The organism is Paenibacillus sp. cl6col (genome assembly GCF_900102125.1).
In the GTDB taxonomy this organism is placed as follows: domain Bacteria; phylum Bacillota; class Bacilli; order Paenibacillales; family Paenibacillaceae; genus Paenibacillus_B; species Paenibacillus_B suaedae.
The window spans coordinates 477255-495683 of record NZ_FNAZ01000002.1 but is presented as its reverse complement, the minus strand read 5'-3'; the positions used below and the strand labels follow the sequence as shown (position 1 = coordinate 495683).

Here is an 18429-nt window from a genome sequence, read left to right as displayed (position 1 = left end):
GCCCGTTAACTTTCAGAACGCTGTCCGAATTATTGGAAATCCGCTTTTTGCTCTTCCAAGAATTTCGGAGTTGTTTCGAACATGCTGTCGATCAAGCCTGCAACAGTCATTTTCTCTGTTTTTTCAGCACGTTTGATTTCTTCGTTCACTTTCGCTTTTGCTTCATCTTTTACGCGAGCTGTGTCTTCTTCTGTCCAAAGACCTTTTTTCTCCAAGTATTTGCCGAAGCGCACGAGTGGATCTTTGATTGCCCATTCTGCTTCTTCGTCTTTTGTACGATATTTTGTAGTATCGTCCGCCATGGAGTGTGGACGGTAACGGTAAGTCAACGCTTCGATCAACGTTGCGCCTTCACCTTTGCGTCCGCGTTCTGCAGCGATTTGAACAGCCTTGATAACGGCAAGCACGTCCATGCCGTCTACTTGCATGCCATGGATACCTGCTGCAACGGATTTATGAGCGATCGACTTCGCATTTGTTTGTTTCGCAAATGGAGTTGTGATTGCATAGCCGTTGTTTTGTACGAAGAAGATAACTGGCAAGTTGAATGCGCCTGCGAAGTTCAAGCCTTCGTAGAAGTCGCCTTCGGAAGAACCGCCGTCACCTGTGTATGTGATTGCAACCTGTGCTTGCTTTTTCAACTTGAAGCCCATTGCAATACCCATCGCGTGCAAGATTTGCGCGCCGATGATGATTTGCGGCATCATTACGTTAACGCCTTCTGGAATTTGTCCACCATGTTGATGACCACGGGAGTACAAGAAAGCTTGGTACAAAGGCAATCCGTGCCATACGATTTGCGGCATGTCACGATATGCTGGTACAACAAAGTCTTCTTTTTGCAATGGATATACGCTACCTACCATGGAAGCTTCTTGACCGGACACCGGTGCATAGAAACCAAGGCGGCCTTGACGGCCAAGGTTGATTGCGCGATCATCCCATGTACGTGTAAATACCATACGGTACATGATTTCTTTCAATTGTTCGTCAGTCAGATCCGGAACCATATCCGGGTTAACAATTTCTCCTTCCGGAGACAAGACGGACAACGGTTGAATCTCTTCCGTCTGAACTTCAAATGGGAACTTGCTCATGTTTTTCACCTCAATAAAAGTTTGAAGATTTTGTTTCGCTGTTATAGAATTATTATACACCTGTTTTAGTCGATTGGTCAAAAGAAAACGCGAAAAAAGTGAACATTTTGTTGAATTGTTGTTATAACAGCTGTTGTTAATGACTATAACAGAGTGTTACAAATTTGTGAACTCACTCACATAGTCGATACTTGTTCGCGGAACATTATATAGTAGAAAGTCAAAGATTCTTATTTCTTTCCTATAGTGAGTCCCTAATCAAGACCATCGAAATTAGTATTCACCAACATTGATAAAATTTTGCATGAGGCGGTGCTATGCATGTCAGATTCTTCAATATTCAAGAGAACCATTGTAAAACACGACATTCCAAGCAAATATCTTGAAGGAGGCAGTCGTCACGTTCGCGTCTATTTGCCGCCAGGATATCAGGAAATACTCAGTTATCCCGTTGTCTATTGTCAGGACGGAGAAGATTTCTTTAATTTTGGTCGTATTGCGACACACGCGAATCAGCTCATTATCGAAGGTGACATGGAGCCATTCATCATCGTTGGAGTTGATGTGAATAAGAAAATCCGTACTTCTGAGTATTCCCCGGATGGAGAACGATTTGAATCCTATACTCGCGCCTTTGCAGAAGAGATTGTACCTGCAATTGAGCGAATGTATCCGGTACGTACAGATTGGACGGAAATCACGCTCGCAGGTGATTCACTCGGTGGCACTGTTTCCCTACACCTAGCGCTAAAATATCCTAACAAATTCCGTCAGGTAATCTCCTTGTCCGGCGCCTACTACCCATATTCGCAGCAGCTTATCGCGCAGGAGCAGGATCTATCATGGCTGCATCTCTTTATGATCGTCGGTCTGCAAGAGACTGCGTTCACAACCGATACAGGGACTTATAATTTTGTTGAATTAAATCGGGATACACACAAGCTGTTTACGGATCGAAATGCTCATGTTCTCTATGCAGAGCATGAAGGGCATCATTTGTGGGGATTCTGGCAAAAACATGTCCCAGATGCTCTTCGTCATTTTCTTGACTAGCTGCTTGTCCATTTCCATATGAGCATACAAGCATTGATGAGGAACACCCCTATTAAACATAAAAAAAGTAGTGGCATACAAGGATGTATGTCACTACTTTTCATCAAACCCATAAATATTTTATAACATGAAAGGATGTTCCACTTTAATCCGCTCTAACAATCGTACACACCCCGCTTGAACTAAACGATATACTTCTTCAAAGTTGCCTGTATAGTACGGATCAGGTACCTCTTCACGGTTCTCTTCAGGAAGCAAAGTCATAAAGCGCAGAACTTCAGATGTTCTGTTGTCTGACCCTTCCCACGCCAGCACATTTTGTTCGTTGCTCGGATCCATACATACGATGTACGTATAAGTTTGAAAATCTGTCGGATGAAGCTGTCGTGCTCTCATTCCTTCATAAGTGATCCCGTGTTCGTCCAACAGCTTGCGAGTTCCTTCATGCGGAGGATGACCAACATGCCAATCTCCTGTACCTGCTGAATCCACCTGAATCACCTGATTTAAGCCTGCTTGCTCCACTTGCTCACGGAATACAGCTTCAGCCATAGGAGAACGGCATATATTTCCCAGGCATACGAACAACACGTTCACCTTCGTACTTTCAGCCACGTAACATTCCTCCCTTTTCTATATACCTTAGCTTCTTGCCTTACTTAGTGTTTCATTATGTAAGGTGTATATCCTGTTAAGATTCACTTATTGTATCGGCAGTCTTTATTTATTGCAAATGGATATATTTATTTGGTTCCCCATTCATATTTCGATATAATGGGAGGGATTCAACTTGTCATCATACTTATTGCGATATAAAGGAAGGTCATAACGTTGTCAAACGATCAACAGGTTACTTCAACACCCGCTCATATTGCCATTGTAGCGGGTGGAACCATTTCCGAGAAAATAGCAGACCAGATTCGTACGATGGATTACATCATCGGCGCTGATCGAGGAGCTCTCTATCTGGTACAGCACAACATTATTCCCGATCAGGCCTTAGGAGATTTCGACTCCGTAACAGAGGATGAACGGGAGCATATCCGCGCTTCGAGCCGGAAATACATGGATTGTGACGCCGTCGATAAAAATTATACCGACACCGAACTTGCTTTCAATCATGCTCTCGCAATGCAACCAACGCAAATTACGCTATTCGGCGTAACCGGCACGAGACTTGATCATACGCTGTCTAATATTCATTTATTGCGCAAAGCCGTCGATGAAGGAATTAAGTGTCAAATCGTAGACGAACACAATATCATTATGCTAACGAATTCGAGTGTTACATTACAGACGAATTCCTTCCCGTATGTATCATTGCTGCCACTGAGCTCAACGGTAACTGGTATTACGTTAACTGGATTTAAGTACCCGCTTCATGATGCAACCCTGCAGATTGGACAATCCCTAGGAATAAGCAACGAATGGGATGACGGTGATACTGCTTCGGTTCGTGTGCGAGAAGGCTACCTCTTAATTATTTGCAGTCGCGATTAATATAAAGTGGATTTCAATCTCTGTCAAAGTGTCATTCGTAAAAGGAATACGCCATTCAATCGTTCTATGATGTAACTACCTGCGAACGTTCGAATGGCGTATTTTTTATTTGTAAATAATCTTTACATCACCGCTTACAACAACAGCATACCTAGCATGGCTGACAGCAGAACGGTAATCCAGGGCGATTGCCTCCATACAATTAGTGATAATATACCAATTAGCACGATACACATGTGAATCGGACTCGTTACCGATGTTGTGAGGACAGGATCGTAAAGTGCTGCAAGCAGCAACCCTACAACAGCGGCATTGATCCCTTGAAAAGCTGCCCGAACACTACTCCATTGCCGAACATGCGACATATAAGGGAGTACTGCCCCCATTAGCAGGTAAGAAGGGAGAAAAATAAATAAAGTAGCAACGATGGCAAGGACGATTCCAAATCCACCTGAATGAATAGAAGCACCTACAAATGCTGCAAATGTAAACAAAGGCCCTGGTACTGCTTGTGCTGCCCCATACCCTGCGAGCAGTGAAGAATCATCCAGCAACCCTGCCGTCATCAGTTCATGCTTCAGTACAGGAAGGACAACATGTCCGCCACCGAACACCGCTGACCCGGTACGATACATGACTTCCATAAGCTGTGTCACTACACTTGGTATATAATACGCCAGCATTGGCAACCCGATAAGCAGTCCGAAAAATAACAGAGTCATCCATTTTGCAAATGTACGTGAAATGTTTGACTTCCCTTCTTCAATGCACTCATATTGGTTTTGATTGGTCCTGATCGCTGGTTCGCTAATTTCCGCCCGATTTCGGAATAGGACGACACCTGCAGCAAGTGAACCCCCCATAATAAGGAGCTGTCCGTAAACGCCGATAAGAAGAAGGGATAGAATTGCGGCAACAATTGCGATCGTTCTTCGAAGCGCGTCAGGTGTCAATTGTTTATTCATTCCCCATAACGCCTGAATAATAATCGGAACTGCCGCAAGCTTCAATCCTTGCAGCCACCCAGGATCTTGATTGGGCAGCCAACTAATTCCGAAGGCAAATAAGGCAAGCAGACAAGCAGACGGCAGCGTGAAGCCCAACCACGCCATCGCCCCTCCAAGCCATCCAGCTCTCTTCATACCTATTCCAATTCCAAGTTGGCTGCTGGATGGGCCGGGAAGCATTTGACTAATCGCCTGCAATTCAGCAAACTGCTGATCGTCTAACCATTTCAACTGCTGTACATAGGTTTTATGAAAGTAGCCTATATGCGCAGCCGGCCCTCCAAAAGAAGTCAATCCTAGCCGCAATGCGGTCACAAATGTTTCTCTAACTCCATGCCAATAGGTTCTCATCCGATTCCTGTTACTCCTCTTCTATTTCGCACGAATATATCTTCATTGTTCCTTCATTTCTTATATGATGAGGTACCATCCGAATTGAAGCAATAGATTTACATAATCTTATTATTGTGCAAACTGCGTTTAAATTTGTGAATCAGAAGCAGCCCAGCAAATTTACAGTAAAACAAACAACCGCCCTGCTGTTTTCAGGACGGCTCATTAAAACGTCGCTTTGCGATATGTATTACAGCAAAGACCCCTATTAAGTTGAAATCTCATTAGGGACATGATTTCAAAAAATATCCTTGTTTGGCCGCATCAGCTGATGAATGATAGGATTCCAAAGCATTCGATGGAGCGCATTTTTCGGGGAATGCATACTTAATGCCATTCATGATTACGCCATGATAATTGTTTCTCTTAAGCAGCCGTGAGCCGCCGAGAGCATAATGATTATACGAAGAAAAGCCTAAAGGAAAACCTTGTATGAAGGCCATAACACCCACGTCGTTGATGGTATTATGCCATTCTTCATCTGAAATGGAAGGCAAGGTGAATGTATAGGAAACACCATTTCGTAAAGCCCGTTCGTTGTGTTCATTGATGGTGTTGGCCAGCGCTTGTTGAATGGTATCTACGATTGTCGTACGTCTTACCGCATCAAATAACTGATCATCCTGTAGTATCGGAACATCTGAAGCCGTGCTTTTTAACTCCCGTTGATATCCTGCAAGCCAGCTCCCCGATGATGGACGATACACGGTAATATAGTCATCTAACGTAAATCCGATCACATTTCCACCTTGATCCATAAACCCATAAGGTAACTTCGGCTTCCATACATGCTGCATCTGGGATTCACCATTACGGCCGATATAATCATCCTCTGCATACATATCAACACCATCATAGCCAATGATTGCAATCACCGGAATATATCGTTTCAATTCATCCTGCTTTTTCTCCTCATTCCATAAACCAAAGTTAAGAAATAACGTCATAAAGAATGAATTAACCGCATCATTACGACGCAGTTCCAGCCGCTTCTGTGACTCATATCCTTCCTCCGTCTCCTTCCACACAGCAGATATCTGCAGTGTACGGGCTGCATCATCAACGGCTTGATTCATAGCGTCATTATACTTCAGTTCAAGCTGCAGCTTGCTCGCTTCCTCTCTTGCTTGTAGCTTATTCACCCAAAACAAAGGGAAACAGATCAGAACAAAGAGTATTGAAAATTTAACTACTTTCATTTCGAACCATTCCTCCGACAGGAATACGAATCCGTTCAGTTGGGCCAAATGAGCCTGTCAGCCAGTCCAAAATCATAGCCGCACGTGTTCGATTCGTATTGCTTACGGACACATAGAAATAATCTCCAATGCTCAGCTTATACGTACGGGACGGAGATTCAACAGATTGTCCATCTCCCGGAAACAGCTTTTCCATCAGCATCACTTTATTGTTTAGTTGGTAACGGATTAGAAAGTCCCCAGTAAATGTATTGACTTGAACGGGATCCCTATAGATCGGATCATACTTTTTCTCATAATGCTCAACAACCACCTCATATACATTACCCGTCTTCACCATTTCCGCCATAAAATCATTCCACATGACAGGAGTGATCACTCCCTTATCCCTTACGGCATCTGAGAATGTAGATGCACTTCGCTGCACATACATCGCAGCTAGGTCATCCTGCCGCTGATATGATTCTAATATCGGGTAAAGAAAGAGCAGCAGCACTCCTATCATCACACCAAGCAGCTTAACTACTGCATTGCCCAATCAGCTACCTCCTACCTGAAGATCATTTTACGGATGTCTCCATCTTCATTTCGTTCGATATGAAGATGATATTGTTTCGTTCGTGATATCGAATTGAACTGAATATTCTCAAGGGGGATTGGAGATTTGACGCTCATGCCTTCAACCTCAAGCTCAACATTCTCCCTCAACTGACTGATAAATAGAATGACATCAGCTCCCGTTAATGGCTTAGATCGTATAGGCTCCATCGTAGCTCTAACATTCCGATCCTTCACTTGATTGGCATAATCTACTTGTCGAATCGTAAAGGACGTACTTCCAATGAGTTGTAAGGCCCCCGTCAATGCGACCAAAAACAGTATCGATGCTACTGCTAGTTCAGCTATTCGACTCGCATTATGCATACTGCCTCCCTTTTCAAGCACTGATGTCAAAATATAAGTTTCCCAAAATTCCACAGTGGAGATATGTATATAAGAAAACTCAGGGTGACACCCCGAATCCTACTGCTGTTCAAATACAATCCCTCTTGTTACGTTGCTGGAGTCCACGATTAGCTTTGCTTTAAACTTTCCGCTAGGATTCACGTAGTTATCAGATGATTCATTCAATGCCAAATCTATGCTGTCATTTCGATTGTTCCCCGCAATCTCACCGTTCGGCAGCACGTAATATCCATAATGATTTCCATCCGATTTTCCTGCACGATTTTTACCAGTTACAACACGAATCCCGAATTGATCTTGCTTGAAAAATTTACGTATTGCATTAATGACCTGAGAACCGCTAACCGATGTATTATCATAAACCGTAAATGATGCCTTGCTTAACTCTGTCTGGATCGATGAAAATTCATTTTGAGCCGTTTTTGTCGCTTCCTGCGCACTAACGAACAACAACACAACAATTGTAATTAGTGCAATGGTAAGGAAAATCCCTGCTGCCACCTTCAATGCAGATTGGGCATTATTCATACTTTATACACTCCTTTGTTATAGAGATCGGATTTGTTCAAAGGAAGAACGCATTTGCTCTGCGCTCATCCATACAAGGGGTACCACGAGATACAAAAAAATTAAGGCATACATCGGAGCGAAGCCCAGCCACCTTCCCCAGCCTGCTTTGGCTTCGATACTTGTCTCATAATGCTGTCTAAGCATATCCTGTTCATAGAACCAGTCTTGCTCTGCATCATCGAACGCCTCATTAAGCGGAATATGATTGTGAGCTAGCTCCAGCTTGTCCACAAGCCTGACGAAGTCTGGATATGGCGCATGGATTCGCAGCTGTTGTAGCGCATGATCCGAACCACTCTCCCAATTAAGCAGACACAATTGTAAAGGGCGGCGGAACATAGTCGTGCAGCGACTCATCCACTCCATCATCGATTCAGCCGTCATCCGCTCGAAAGCACGCAGCAGCATGCAAAGAGACTGCATTTGACTGATCTCTGTACGCATATCCAAGTGTCGAATCCGAATACGGATCCGTAGAATCATAACAAATGCATAATATGCACCCCACCCAACGGTGAATGGAAGCAGAACTTCCCACCATGAAACTTTCATCTCACGATGATAAATAGCAAGTGGTACGAGCGACTTCGTCGATTGTTCGATTCGTTGATAGCTCCAGTCTGGGTGTTCCTTCAAGATCGCAGTTTTCAGAGCGAGTTGAAGTCCGTGATTGCCTGTCTCTGGGTTGGAACTTAGTATCCATTGCTTAGTTAACTCCATACTTAGTCCCGCTTCTAGCGATTTGGTATTCAGCTGATTCCATATCCATTGCGTAGATCCCAAGTGCAATGAGACAATTAACACAAAGCAGATTCCACAAGTTACGATCGCGTGTATGAAGCGATGGCCATAGAAATGCCCTAAGGTCATCGATTCGTTTGCTTCATGTAATAAGCGCTGAGCACGCTTAAGTGACCCAATCTGCCTACTGTTCACCCAGACATCCAGTAATCTTCGAATGATTCGCTGCTCCAGTACTCTTCTGATCCACCCAGTTCGCTGTGATTGATCCTCAGCCATCGCGCTTCTCCAATGAAGCTGTTGTAATATGCGATGGCACATCAAGACGGAACAGAAAACGGTTAGTTGCAGACACCAACCAAGCTTCGAATGATAAAACAGTTCCATGGACGGAAAATAGGTCGTCGCCCACCTTTCCAGTGGATCTGTGAAAAGGACAGGAATAGCGGCAATTGCTTTTAATCCCCCAAGCAGATAATCGAGCCGTGCACGCATAACGAGCTCTGTTTGCATTTCACGAACTATCATGGCAAGTCCCTTCAAATAGGAAGACCCAGCTGTTCCCTTCGGATCACCATACTCAGCTACCAACTTGGATAAGCCTCCAAGCATCTTATAATAACGATTCGGAGCTGCCTCCTCATAAGCAGCCATAGCGGAATCGGAATCGGGATCGCTAATCAACTTCGCAATACGCTGTAAATGTGGTACGAGCATCGGGTGCGCGCGTTCAATCGTATCTTCTAGTGCAGCATCCACCATCTTGTACCGATGATAGGCATGTCGCATGTGCCCAATCGACATGGAGGATAAATGAAGAAGCTTCACTTCGGCACGTGTGATCATAACATCACGATATAGACTTTCCGCCACACTAAGTACAACAATTAGCATGATCCATGACAGCAGATTTTGATCGAAGGAGACGAATATTGAGAGCGCAATGAGAATCGCTATTCCACTTCCTAGCAGTATGGAGGCTGTTCGCTCACGCAATAGCCACTCGTCATAACTGTATAACGGTGCAAGCTGTTGTCGGAGTGACGCCGTCTTCTTTTTGAGCACAGGAACACTCATGCTCCAACGATAGACATCCCTCAACAGTTTTTTATACAATTGTGTGAGGGCCTTAACTCCATTCTGATTTCCATGGGCACGTACCTTATTCTCCGCAATCCCAGTCGATATTAACTTTCTAGACAACATCCATAACATGAAAGAAACAGCTATTGCCCCGCTTGCAATCCATAGTAACAAGCTGCTAACTAGCAACCGGATATCCTCCCTCCTGAGCAAGCCAATCGCGGAATCGCTGCTTATCCTCAGCAGTCATTTCGGCTTCCATCGCTTCTCTCTGCTTCACGGATATCGGGTTCACGAGGTAATATCGGCCTTGATGATATTCAATAATATTTCGGTAAGTGAAGGATCGAGTACGCATCATATGTCGGTGCACACGCTGCGAGGATTCGATATAGCGATCCCATGTCATGTTCACATCACTTTGTGTGTCAATCATTTCTTCGCCTTCGTTATGATTAAGAAGTGGAATACATTCCGTAATGCGCTCAATATATCGTTTGCCCTCGGCATCCCGAGAGAGATGAACATCGAAATGAATCACTTGGCTTACCTGCTGCTCGGCTATCGACTCATTATGGAACATTCCCGTCTTAAGCAACGAGTTCCGAAGCGACAGCACCAAATCAGGAAATGTCTTGGCATGATGCGTGAAGACGGTGAACAGGCTCGCGACTTGAGCCATCTGCACCATCCAAGCTGCAACCGGATCCGTTGCCACCTCACCTAAAATATGTACAGTTCCGTCTGTCTTCTTCTGTACGTCCAAACCAGCCTGCCCCGCTATGCGCTCTGTCTCTCGGAGCGTAAGGATATTCCTGCTGGGATATAACTTACGAAGATTCAGTTCAAAAGCCTGTTCCTGTACTCGAAGCGGATAGAACGCATAAATCGATTGAATTAATGCCATTAACAGAGTCGTCTTCCCCGATCCTTGCGCACCTGTGATGGCGGTCACTCTTGCCCCTCGCATTAAGAAATGAAGCAATTCAGTAGGAAGCTCAGCGTTCTTGTCTCGTATAAGCTGCTGAAGTGATACAGCCTGCGTATCAAACTTACGAACAAAGAATGACCAAGATTCTGCAAATGGCGGACGCAGCACAACGACACGCGAACCGTCCTTCATATGATTGATCCGATAGCCGTCCGCTTCCGTTAATGATCCAGGCGTCTGGTATTTATATATGTTGTGGCATACCCGGCGCAGTTCAGCCTCCGATCCAAATGATAGGAAGGAAAGTTTAATCGACTTCCCCTTATAGAAGATCCATACACTATCACATGCCCGCTGTAGGCCGCCAACAACTAAATCCCCTTGATTCTTTGTCGGTGAAGCTGTGTTCGAACTTTGCCAGTAGCCCCCTCTTGTCATGGCTTCATCTGGAATACCACTTACTCCACCTGACACACCATCTATCCGCATGTCGCGTATCTCATCAATAACAGAGAATCCCTTATAACGTTGATACAACCGCTGTGCGATTATCCAGATCCGATCCTCCCAACTGAATTGAATTCTTTCTAACCGATATGCTGCATCGATATCTTCCTCCGTAATTGCATCGTGCAATTGATGAACACCCTGTGCCATCGGTATGCGTTTACGCTCACTCCAGCCATATTTATCGATTAACCTATGAAAGGCATCAAAGCTGTACCGCTTTTTAAAGGCGTACAGTAATAGATCAAATTTGTCTTGTGAAGTTAAAAGCTCGGGTCGATCTATCGGTAATAACTGTTCTGAATTGCCTTTGCTGAGCTTAATTTGCTCTTTGAGCATATCCACAATCCATTCCTTAATATACTCCTTATCTGCGATATCCCCACCGCAGCATGAACGGAGAGTTTTGCGAAGAGAAACACGCCGTTTCATTTCACGAGAATATTCTTCTTCATTACGATACAAATCTAGCGGCAGATCACTCGTCCATGCTAGAAACGTATCCTTCACTGTTTGATCCAGCATGTCCCATGTCCATTCATCCATCGTACGATAAGAGGTGTGTCTGCTAGGATTTCGGAACAAGCGCCAATAAACGAACATCGCTAGGAATAGAACCGAAACACCCAAAATTGAGAATCCTAAATAACTCCATATTGACATCCGCTATCCTCCTGCCTTTCTTCCTTGATGATAGCCGGACTCTTCCAGAATATATCTGCTGAGCTTCATATTCTCTAAGATGAAAGGGCAACGTTTCCCTCTTTCATGTCGCTGAGACTGGCGCAAATACCAGTCCATCACCATTCTATCGTCTGCTGCATTGCGGTAAGCTGCTGCATACGGCGTTGTGAAAAAGGGCTGATGGAGTGAATACATTCGTTTTACGTTCATTGGATTTACTTTTACATCCGCATCATACTGTCCTATCACGAATGCATCTGCGCTTTTTCCTGCTTTCTCCATTGCGCAATGGATCTCTGATCGGTTCTGCGGCAACACTGCAATCGTACCATGCATATTCATTTTACCAATGAGTTTCAAAGCGATAATATCCTGCTCATTCATATCCCACAGCACAAGATCATATCGTTTGCTCACTAGCTTCTGCACGTGAAGTAAAAGATGCTCATGCAGCGTATCTTCCATCTCCTCTGAGTCATAACCGGGGAGAATATCTAATCGACTCATCACACTTATCATGTAGGAGGAGATCGATTCTTCCTCAACTTGATGGTGTCGAAGCACACGCGCAAGTGCACTCCAGCCGTTAGGGGTTATTAGCCGCCCGCCTGTTCCAGCCTGGCGCGTAACATCAAAAGCGGGAGGAAATAACTTCTCAACTCCTTCCCCTCTGCCCTTGACATGTATGAGCAGCACTTTCATCCGATAGTGCCAAGCGAGACTAATTGCCGTACACGCAGCAACTGTTGTTCCTCCAGCCATACCTCTTCCGATTGACGAAATCATCCAATGTTTACAGAGCGACATGTTTCATTCGTCCCTTCTTAGGCGTTCTTAAACACTGCTTCCAAGCACGTTCTGTCAGTTTACCAGTGAAATGCTCTGTAAGGATGCGCCAAGCACGCTTCGTAGCACGTGGATAGTTGGATGCTTGCAATTGACCATCCTGATAGTCTGACATGCGTGCAGTCCAATTACGCTCATCTTCTTCTATAGCGATACATTCTCGAGCCCACCGGTGCTCAAATATGGAATAATACCATTCGATCATAAACGCAAACTCATCATCCGGCATGAGCGAACGCAGGATTACGGGCACGAATTCAAACTCCTCATCTCCGTCGTATTGCTGCTGGAATGCTTGCAGCCATTCTCTGTTTTTCTGCAATGAGTATCTTTCCATCGTTTGCACAAGCAAGCGGGTGTCGATCTGCTTCCATTGTTGAGCATTACAAAACAATGCGCGATCCGTGTCAACAATAATATGTTCGTAAGTATCCAAACTGCTCCCATGCCGTTCAAGCAACTGAATCATATCGTCCCAAGATATAGCGCCTGACAGCACATCATAACCATTCCAGTGCATTATAGGTTGCTGAGATTGCGTGAGTAGACCTGCCTCAGTCCCAATCCGTCTTGTTGTTGTTGCATCAACAATAAGCACTTTCTCCTCTAATCTCGTTAGGAACGTCGCTAGCGCCACTACATGATCGCTCTTATCGCAAGCGCCCACGAATATTCCGATCGTCATTTTCCTAACTCCTCCTGTATATTCATCTATGTAACTACTCTTTGTAGAAAATCCTCATCGTTACTGCTTCTTCGAACCCGGTACCGCTTCTGCGAAAATAGAGCTTACCTCTTCCCCTCTCGTTACCTCCACCGTCGAATTTTGATTCAGATCGTCCTGAGGTAATATCCTATCTTGGGGATTTGCGGCATCATGAGTTCTTGTACCGCCCTTCTTAGCGATATCTTGCTCACCATCCTTCGATTTCGGTTGCTGGCGAGAATCGTGATCCTGTTGATAAACATCTGTCTTCCGTTGATTTCCGTAAAGTGACGGATCTGAAGACTTCATGGAACTAGAATCAGGTTGTCCAACAAATGGTGAATTACGATTAGCCGCCCCTGCTCTGCCGGTTAAAGGTGAGTAACCTGAAGTTTCAGCCGAACCCTCTCCATGCGTAGAAACATAACTTACGTCTGTACGATTCCCCTGCAAGTTGTTCCAGCCTTCTGCTTGACTCTTGTTGGCACTCTGTCTTTCCCATTCCTTCTCCATCCGTGTTCGAACTAATCGTGTCAATGCTGTATCTGCCTTCTTTACAATATTCGGATCCGCCTCAATCAACATCATCACTTGTTCATTGGCCGGATAATTCGGCACCGCTTCATTTTGTATTTGAGGTTCAATGTATCGCAGCGCATAGATTTGCCCTCCGTTAACAAAAGCATCGACACAAGCACTTGAGAACAGCAGTCTTTCTTGTTCGTCCATATGTGCCCAAATGGTCGGATATTGCATGCTTTTAATCTCTTTCTTGCTAAGAATGATATAGTCTTGACCATTCGGGAAGCGGATTCTTACGTCAATCATATCCTTCTCTTGCAGTCGTAATGGAAGCTGAATGACCGCTGTCTCCACCCAGCGCAAATCATCAGTCATCTTCTCATCTTCAAATAGCATTGTAGATATCACAGGTGTACGGGGAACCGTGTCAATCTTCAATACTTTCCCGATAATTTGATCAGGATGATTCAACGCCTGTTTCGGGGCTAGGTCTGACGACATCTCAATCTTGACAATATCATCGGATCGAATGCGTTTGCCTGCAAGAAGAGGCTGCTTGAAAACCCAGACGCTTGTTCGTTTTTGCACTTCAGCATCTGCAAGCTTGCGCAGCTTGGCAATCTCATCTTCGTAATGCGCTACTGCCTTACGATGAACCGCATCATTCTTGCCAATTGCCCAATAGTGGTACCCACCAACAAGCAGCCCAGCTACCGCTGCTCCTCCTACCGACGCCGCAATCATCTGCTTAGTCTTCCTCGTCCATCTTCTCAACTTCTTCTCTCTCCTCTCTCTGTTCTGTTCCGACTCATCCACCGCCGCAGATGATAGATAAGCCCTCTCCGTTGTTTCGGTCCAACTAATTGTTCCACCCAAAGGGCTGTATCGTCCGAACATACGAACGGATCAGCTTGAATCGGAATGTAGGAGGTGACCTTTGCTCCTCGCCCTTTCACTGTTCCACCAGGATAAGAACGATTCGAATAAGGAATGCCTAGTACCCAACGATGGAACCCTCTTCGCTCAAATTCCCCAACGATTGTTGTACAATCACTCTTTCTCCAAGGAGCGAGGCTTCCCACGAGCACAGGGATATGAGCCCTCATGAATTCATCCATTCGTTCTCCATGATCATCACAACCAAGGTCTAACACAATATAGTCGTAGGATCCGAGCAAGGCTGGCATTGGATTCGCACCATACTTCCATTCCATGCAATCCACTCCAAACAATTTGAACATATCCCCATCAGCTAAATACAGCTCCTCTTCACCCTCATATTCCTGAGCCAATAATGGAACAAGAGATGGATCTTTAACGTTAGCATCGATATATAGCGTCTTCCGCCCCTTCTTCGCAAGCATGGCGGCACACATGAGCGCTGATTGTGTAGTTCCAAGTCCTGAAGCAGCACCCAGAAAAGCAATCACCACCCCTGCATTCGAGGCTTGCCATGTCTTGACCTCATCACGGTTAACTCCTTGGCTTTCAGAATGTCCTGAATAGTAACGTCGTAGATGATCAATTAGTTCATCAGCAGTTTGATAGCGTTCTTCAGGCCGCTTTGCGAGTAATCGTGTCAGTACCGAAAAAACGCTCTCTGGCACATCTTCTGCCAGCATGGATGCGGTTAGCGGACGCTCTCCCTTCCATATGCCGCTGGTCAACATATGACTAATGAGTGCACCTACCCCATATAGATCCGTTCTTGCATCGGTCTGTTGTCCCCGATATTGCTCCGGAGCAGCAAAGCCTACTGTACCAAGCTTAACCGTATCTTGATTAGATAAAGGATTCACATTCCTAGCGATTCCAAAATCAATAAGTTTCACCTGGCCATCCTTCGCCAGCATAATATTAGATGGCTTTACATCTCGGAATACAACGGGCGGATTCTGCCGGTGCAAATAGGCAAGCGCTTCACATACCGGAATGACAATATGCATCGTCTCTTCAAAACTTAGAGGCTTCATGCGCAGCCGATCTGCTATCGTGTGCCCTTCAATATACTCCATCACCAGATATGCTCTGCCGCTGGCATCAGGTGGATAGAAATCCACAATAAGCGGAAGATGTGGATGTCGAAGCGATGTTAAAATAGATGCTTCATGAACAAGCTGTCTCACATCTTGCGCCGCTGGTCTTGATTCCTTAATCGCCCACTGCTTGCCGATCAATCGCTCGTCATTGGCTAAATATACAACGCTCATTCCCCCTGTTCCGAGCAACCGAACGATTCGATATCTGTCTTGCAATAAGTGTCCAGCCTGCAAATGGTTCGTTATGGAATGCGCCACAATTCTCCCTCCAAGCGACAAAAAAAGCACCCTGATTGCAAACCTATCGGTTTGGAACAATCAGGGTGCTTCCCTTCGCTCATATTCATTTGTTGTTATTTTATGCCATTCGGAAGTATATGTCTAGTCTTTTTTCTAAAGAATACTAAACTTCCCAATCAGGCAATGCTAGTACGCCGCAGCATACACTACATTTTCATCATGTACAGAGTGATTTCATCGCGATTATGGAACAATTGTTTCGCACGAATAATGTGAAGATGCTCAAGGAACATTTCCTTCACTTCCCGTATCGTCTGCAGTGGTTTTTTGTGCATCAGCTTTACAGTCACAATGACAGTACCGCCTTGCATAACCGAATCCAATAAACCAATAACAAGCTGCGCTGTAACTTTAGGGCTCCAGCTCATGTCGCATACGAGCAAATCGAATTCTCCAGGTTCCAAAGCCACGTCCCCTGCATTGCTCTTATAGTAAGTCAAGTTCGGATGATCAATCAAGCTCGGATGCATTGCAGCAGGATCGACTGCTGTAACTTGCACACCTCGCTCCAGAAGAAGACTTGTCCAACCTCCTGGCGCAGCTCCAATGTCAAGGGCATTCCGATAAGCCGTAAAGTCCAAACCGAAAGTCCGTTCCGCCTCAAGTAGTTTGAACTTTGCTCGAGATACCTGCCCCTCTTCCTTGCGGAAGCGTACCGTACCTCCTGGCCAATCTGAACCCGCTTCAGCTGTTGTCATGAGGCCTGCATAACCAACGCCATCATGAATAAATAAGGATACAATTCGCTCGGGATCTTGGATCGCGACAGATGCTCCAGTACGCTCAACAGCAGCACGCAGCGCATCTCGAAGTTCCTTGTCGAGTGAATCACCCGATGCGCTGGAACGAACATGGACGCCTAGTCGCATGCCCTCTATAGAACCTTCTAGATCATGAATCAAATGAGTAAGCAAACTGTCAAATGATTGAACTGTGTCAGTCTGCAATGCTTGAATGTCGAATGCAATGTCAACTGGTTGCAAATAGCGAATGAACATCGTCGGCTCAGACTCCATCGCTTGGAATACCTCGTTGCGATCAACAGGCAATTCCATTAGTGCAATTTCACCAGAAACCATCATTCGACTCTTCAACTGACCGAACCTTCTTCGCCACTCTTCCTGCGCGTAGGCAATATAGCCATGATTGGACGTGACGATCCAGTGTGATCCATATTCATAATTTGTGTCTAATTGTAGCGGATGTAATAATTCCAAGCAGTGCAACCTCCAAATGCTAAGCAACTTAACTTGCTTCAGCTGTTTCCATTTCATTATGTTAACCAATTATAATCTATTTACGTCTTTAATTATCTGCCGAAACTACACGATTCGGAACATTTCCTTGCTTAAGACAATCAACACGAGACACCCAATCAGGTGTATCAGATCATTCTGCGTCCGGCCATTAACCAGCATAATCCTTGCATGAAGAACAGCCCTATAAGGACATTCAAATATTCTCTAGTGAATGATTGAGTTACGAGCTGCTCCTTGCTCACATTAGGATTAAATTTATGAAGAGGTCTCCTCTTCTCTCCTAGGATTCAAACGTTCATAAATGTGAGATACAGAATGAAAGGCATATATCTTGTCAACGCTGCCCATGCCTTCTCGATGATCCCATACAAGCAAACAAGGGACACTTTCAATTCGTAATGCGTTCACCCATACAGGAATAGAGCTGACATTGACCGCTGCGATTTCCAATTTCGGATTCGTTACTTCTACAATGTTCAGCATCCGAGATGCTAACTGGCAAGTCCCACAAAAAGGACTATGTATGAATACTGCATCCCATTGCCTAAAAAACAGCTCTACAGCAGACAAGCTCTGTGATTGCACCTGTGCTGCCTTCAGCTGTAATTCCGAAATTTCAATCATACCTTATTTCCTCGTATCCGCATAAGCAAAGACTCTGGCATCGGCCCATTACTTAGTTCAACATGCTCAGGCTTATTCGCATAGAGCATCTCGAACATTCGCTTTCTGCCAATCATACTCGACGTATGCAAATAAATCGCAGTCTGCGGATATAAGCCACGTACAACCATTTCTCGAACTAGTTCCGTTCCCGTTCGCTCATCTTCACCCAAATCATGATCCAAGGACAGGATCCCCACTTGTTCATGTTCCAATAGCAAAAGGCACTCTTCCGCATTGCGAGCAAGCACGAAGCCTTCTGGACAGCGACGGTAATCATCCAAGTACACATGTATCATCATTATCACTTCCTTACCTATCCGATGCCCATTGATAACAAGCAGCAGCATAACTACCGTACAA

The 18429-nt window shown here is 45.0% G+C and carries 18 protein-coding genes; 2 read left to right on the top strand and 16 right to left on the bottom strand.

Annotated features, from left to right (window positions below; translation table 11 throughout):
• Positions 1 to 29: 29 nt before the first annotated feature.
• Positions 30 to 1097 (bottom strand): pyruvate dehydrogenase (acetyl-transferring) E1 component subunit alpha, encoded by a 1068-nt coding sequence (gene pdhA / locus BLS15_RS06410; RefSeq protein ID WP_021253887.1) that lies wholly within the window; start codon positions 1095 to 1097, stop codon positions 30 to 32.
• A gap of 321 nt (positions 1098 to 1418) precedes the next feature.
• On the opposite strand from pdhA, the gene BLS15_RS06405 reads away from it, so the two are divergent.
• Positions 1419 to 2150 (top strand): alpha/beta hydrolase, encoded by a 732-nt coding sequence (locus tag BLS15_RS06405; RefSeq protein WP_021253888.1) that lies wholly within the window; start codon positions 1419 to 1421, stop codon positions 2148 to 2150.
• A 120-nt stretch (positions 2151 to 2270) separates the two neighbouring features.
• Here the strand turns inward: BLS15_RS06405 and BLS15_RS06400 are convergent, their stop codons facing one another.
• The gene (locus tag BLS15_RS06400; protein WP_090510516.1) at positions 2271 to 2765 is read right to left on the bottom strand and encodes a low molecular weight protein-tyrosine-phosphatase; all 495 of its coding nucleotides are present in this window, start codon (positions 2763 to 2765) and stop codon (positions 2271 to 2273) included.
• Positions 2766 to 2981: 216 nt separating this feature from the next.
• On the opposite strand from BLS15_RS06400, the gene BLS15_RS06395 reads away from it, so the two are divergent.
• Positions 2982 to 3650 (top strand): thiamine diphosphokinase, encoded by a 669-nt coding sequence (locus tag BLS15_RS06395; RefSeq protein ID WP_021253890.1) that lies wholly within the window; start codon positions 2982 to 2984, stop codon positions 3648 to 3650.
• Positions 3651 to 3784: 134 nt separating this feature from the next.
• Here BLS15_RS06395 and chrA read toward each other — a convergent pair whose 3' ends face one another.
• The 14 genes from chrA to BLS15_RS06325 all read right to left on the bottom strand — a co-directional run bounded on the left by chrA (position 3785) and on the right by BLS15_RS06325 (position 18365).
• On the bottom strand, positions 3785 to 5008 hold the full coding sequence (gene chrA / locus BLS15_RS06390) for a chromate efflux transporter (RefSeq protein ID WP_021253891.1): 1224 nt from the start codon (positions 5006 to 5008) through the stop codon (positions 3785 to 3787).
• A gap of 266 nt (positions 5009 to 5274) precedes the next feature.
• The gene (locus tag BLS15_RS06385) at positions 5275 to 6249 is read right to left on the bottom strand and encodes a hypothetical protein (RefSeq protein WP_021253892.1); all 975 of its coding nucleotides are present in this window, start codon (positions 6247 to 6249) and stop codon (positions 5275 to 5277) included.
• Positions 6236 to 6787 carry a hypothetical protein gene (locus BLS15_RS06380; protein WP_021253893.1) on the bottom strand — a complete coding sequence of 184 codons (552 nt, stop codon included), beginning with the start codon at positions 6785 to 6787 and terminating at the stop codon, positions 6236 to 6238. Before BLS15_RS06380 ends, BLS15_RS06385 begins: the two co-directional genes overlap by 14 nt.
• Positions 6788 to 6798: 11 nt before the next feature.
• The gene (locus tag BLS15_RS06375; RefSeq protein WP_021253894.1) at positions 6799 to 7173 is read right to left on the bottom strand and encodes a hypothetical protein; all 375 of its coding nucleotides are present in this window, start codon (positions 7171 to 7173) and stop codon (positions 6799 to 6801) included.
• A gap of 99 nt (positions 7174 to 7272) precedes the next feature.
• Positions 7273 to 7743: a hypothetical protein gene (locus tag BLS15_RS06370; protein ID WP_021253895.1), complete on the bottom strand. Its 471-nt coding sequence runs from the start codon at positions 7741 to 7743 to the stop codon at positions 7273 to 7275.
• An 18-nt stretch (positions 7744 to 7761) separates the two neighbouring features.
• Positions 7762 to 9798: a GTPase SAR1 gene (locus tag BLS15_RS06365; RefSeq protein WP_090510512.1), complete on the bottom strand. Its 2037-nt coding sequence runs from the start codon at positions 9796 to 9798 to the stop codon at positions 7762 to 7764.
• Complete coding sequence (locus tag BLS15_RS06360) at positions 9788 to 11710, bottom strand: ATPase, T2SS/T4P/T4SS family (RefSeq protein ID WP_028533047.1); 1923 nt, start codon at positions 11708 to 11710, stop codon at positions 9788 to 9790. Before BLS15_RS06360 ends, BLS15_RS06365 begins: the two co-directional genes overlap by 11 nt.
• Positions 11711 to 11713: 3 nt before the next feature.
• The gene (locus BLS15_RS06355; RefSeq protein WP_021253898.1) at positions 11714 to 12493 is read right to left on the bottom strand and encodes a CpaE/TadZ family protein; all 780 of its coding nucleotides are present in this window, start codon (positions 12491 to 12493) and stop codon (positions 11714 to 11716) included.
• 31 nt (positions 12494 to 12524) lie between these two features.
• Positions 12525 to 13262, bottom strand: a complete 738-nt coding sequence (locus BLS15_RS06350; protein WP_021253899.1) for a hypothetical protein — start codon at positions 13260 to 13262, stop codon at positions 12525 to 12527.
• A gap of 60 nt (positions 13263 to 13322) precedes the next feature.
• Complete coding sequence (locus tag BLS15_RS06345; protein WP_028533048.1) at positions 13323 to 14579, bottom strand: SAF domain-containing protein; 1257 nt, start codon at positions 14577 to 14579, stop codon at positions 13323 to 13325.
• Positions 14576 to 16102, bottom strand: coding sequence for a serine/threonine protein kinase (locus tag BLS15_RS06340; RefSeq protein ID WP_021253901.1), 1527 nt, complete (start codon positions 16100 to 16102; stop codon positions 14576 to 14578). Before BLS15_RS06340 ends, BLS15_RS06345 begins: the two co-directional genes overlap by 4 nt.
• 188 nt (positions 16103 to 16290) lie before the next feature.
• Positions 16291 to 17361: an SAM-dependent methyltransferase gene (locus tag BLS15_RS06335; RefSeq protein WP_021253902.1), complete on the bottom strand. Its 1071-nt coding sequence runs from the start codon at positions 17359 to 17361 to the stop codon at positions 16291 to 16293.
• A gap of 297 nt (positions 17362 to 17658) precedes the next feature.
• Positions 17659 to 18027, bottom strand: coding sequence for a thioredoxin family protein (locus tag BLS15_RS06330; RefSeq protein ID WP_021253903.1), 369 nt, complete (start codon positions 18025 to 18027; stop codon positions 17659 to 17661).
• The gene (locus BLS15_RS06325) at positions 18024 to 18365 is read right to left on the bottom strand and encodes a cyclic-phosphate processing receiver domain-containing protein (protein WP_021253904.1); all 342 of its coding nucleotides are present in this window, start codon (positions 18363 to 18365) and stop codon (positions 18024 to 18026) included. The genes BLS15_RS06330 and BLS15_RS06325 overlap by 4 nt, the downstream gene beginning before the upstream one ends.
• Positions 18366 to 18429 lie beyond the last annotated feature (64 nt).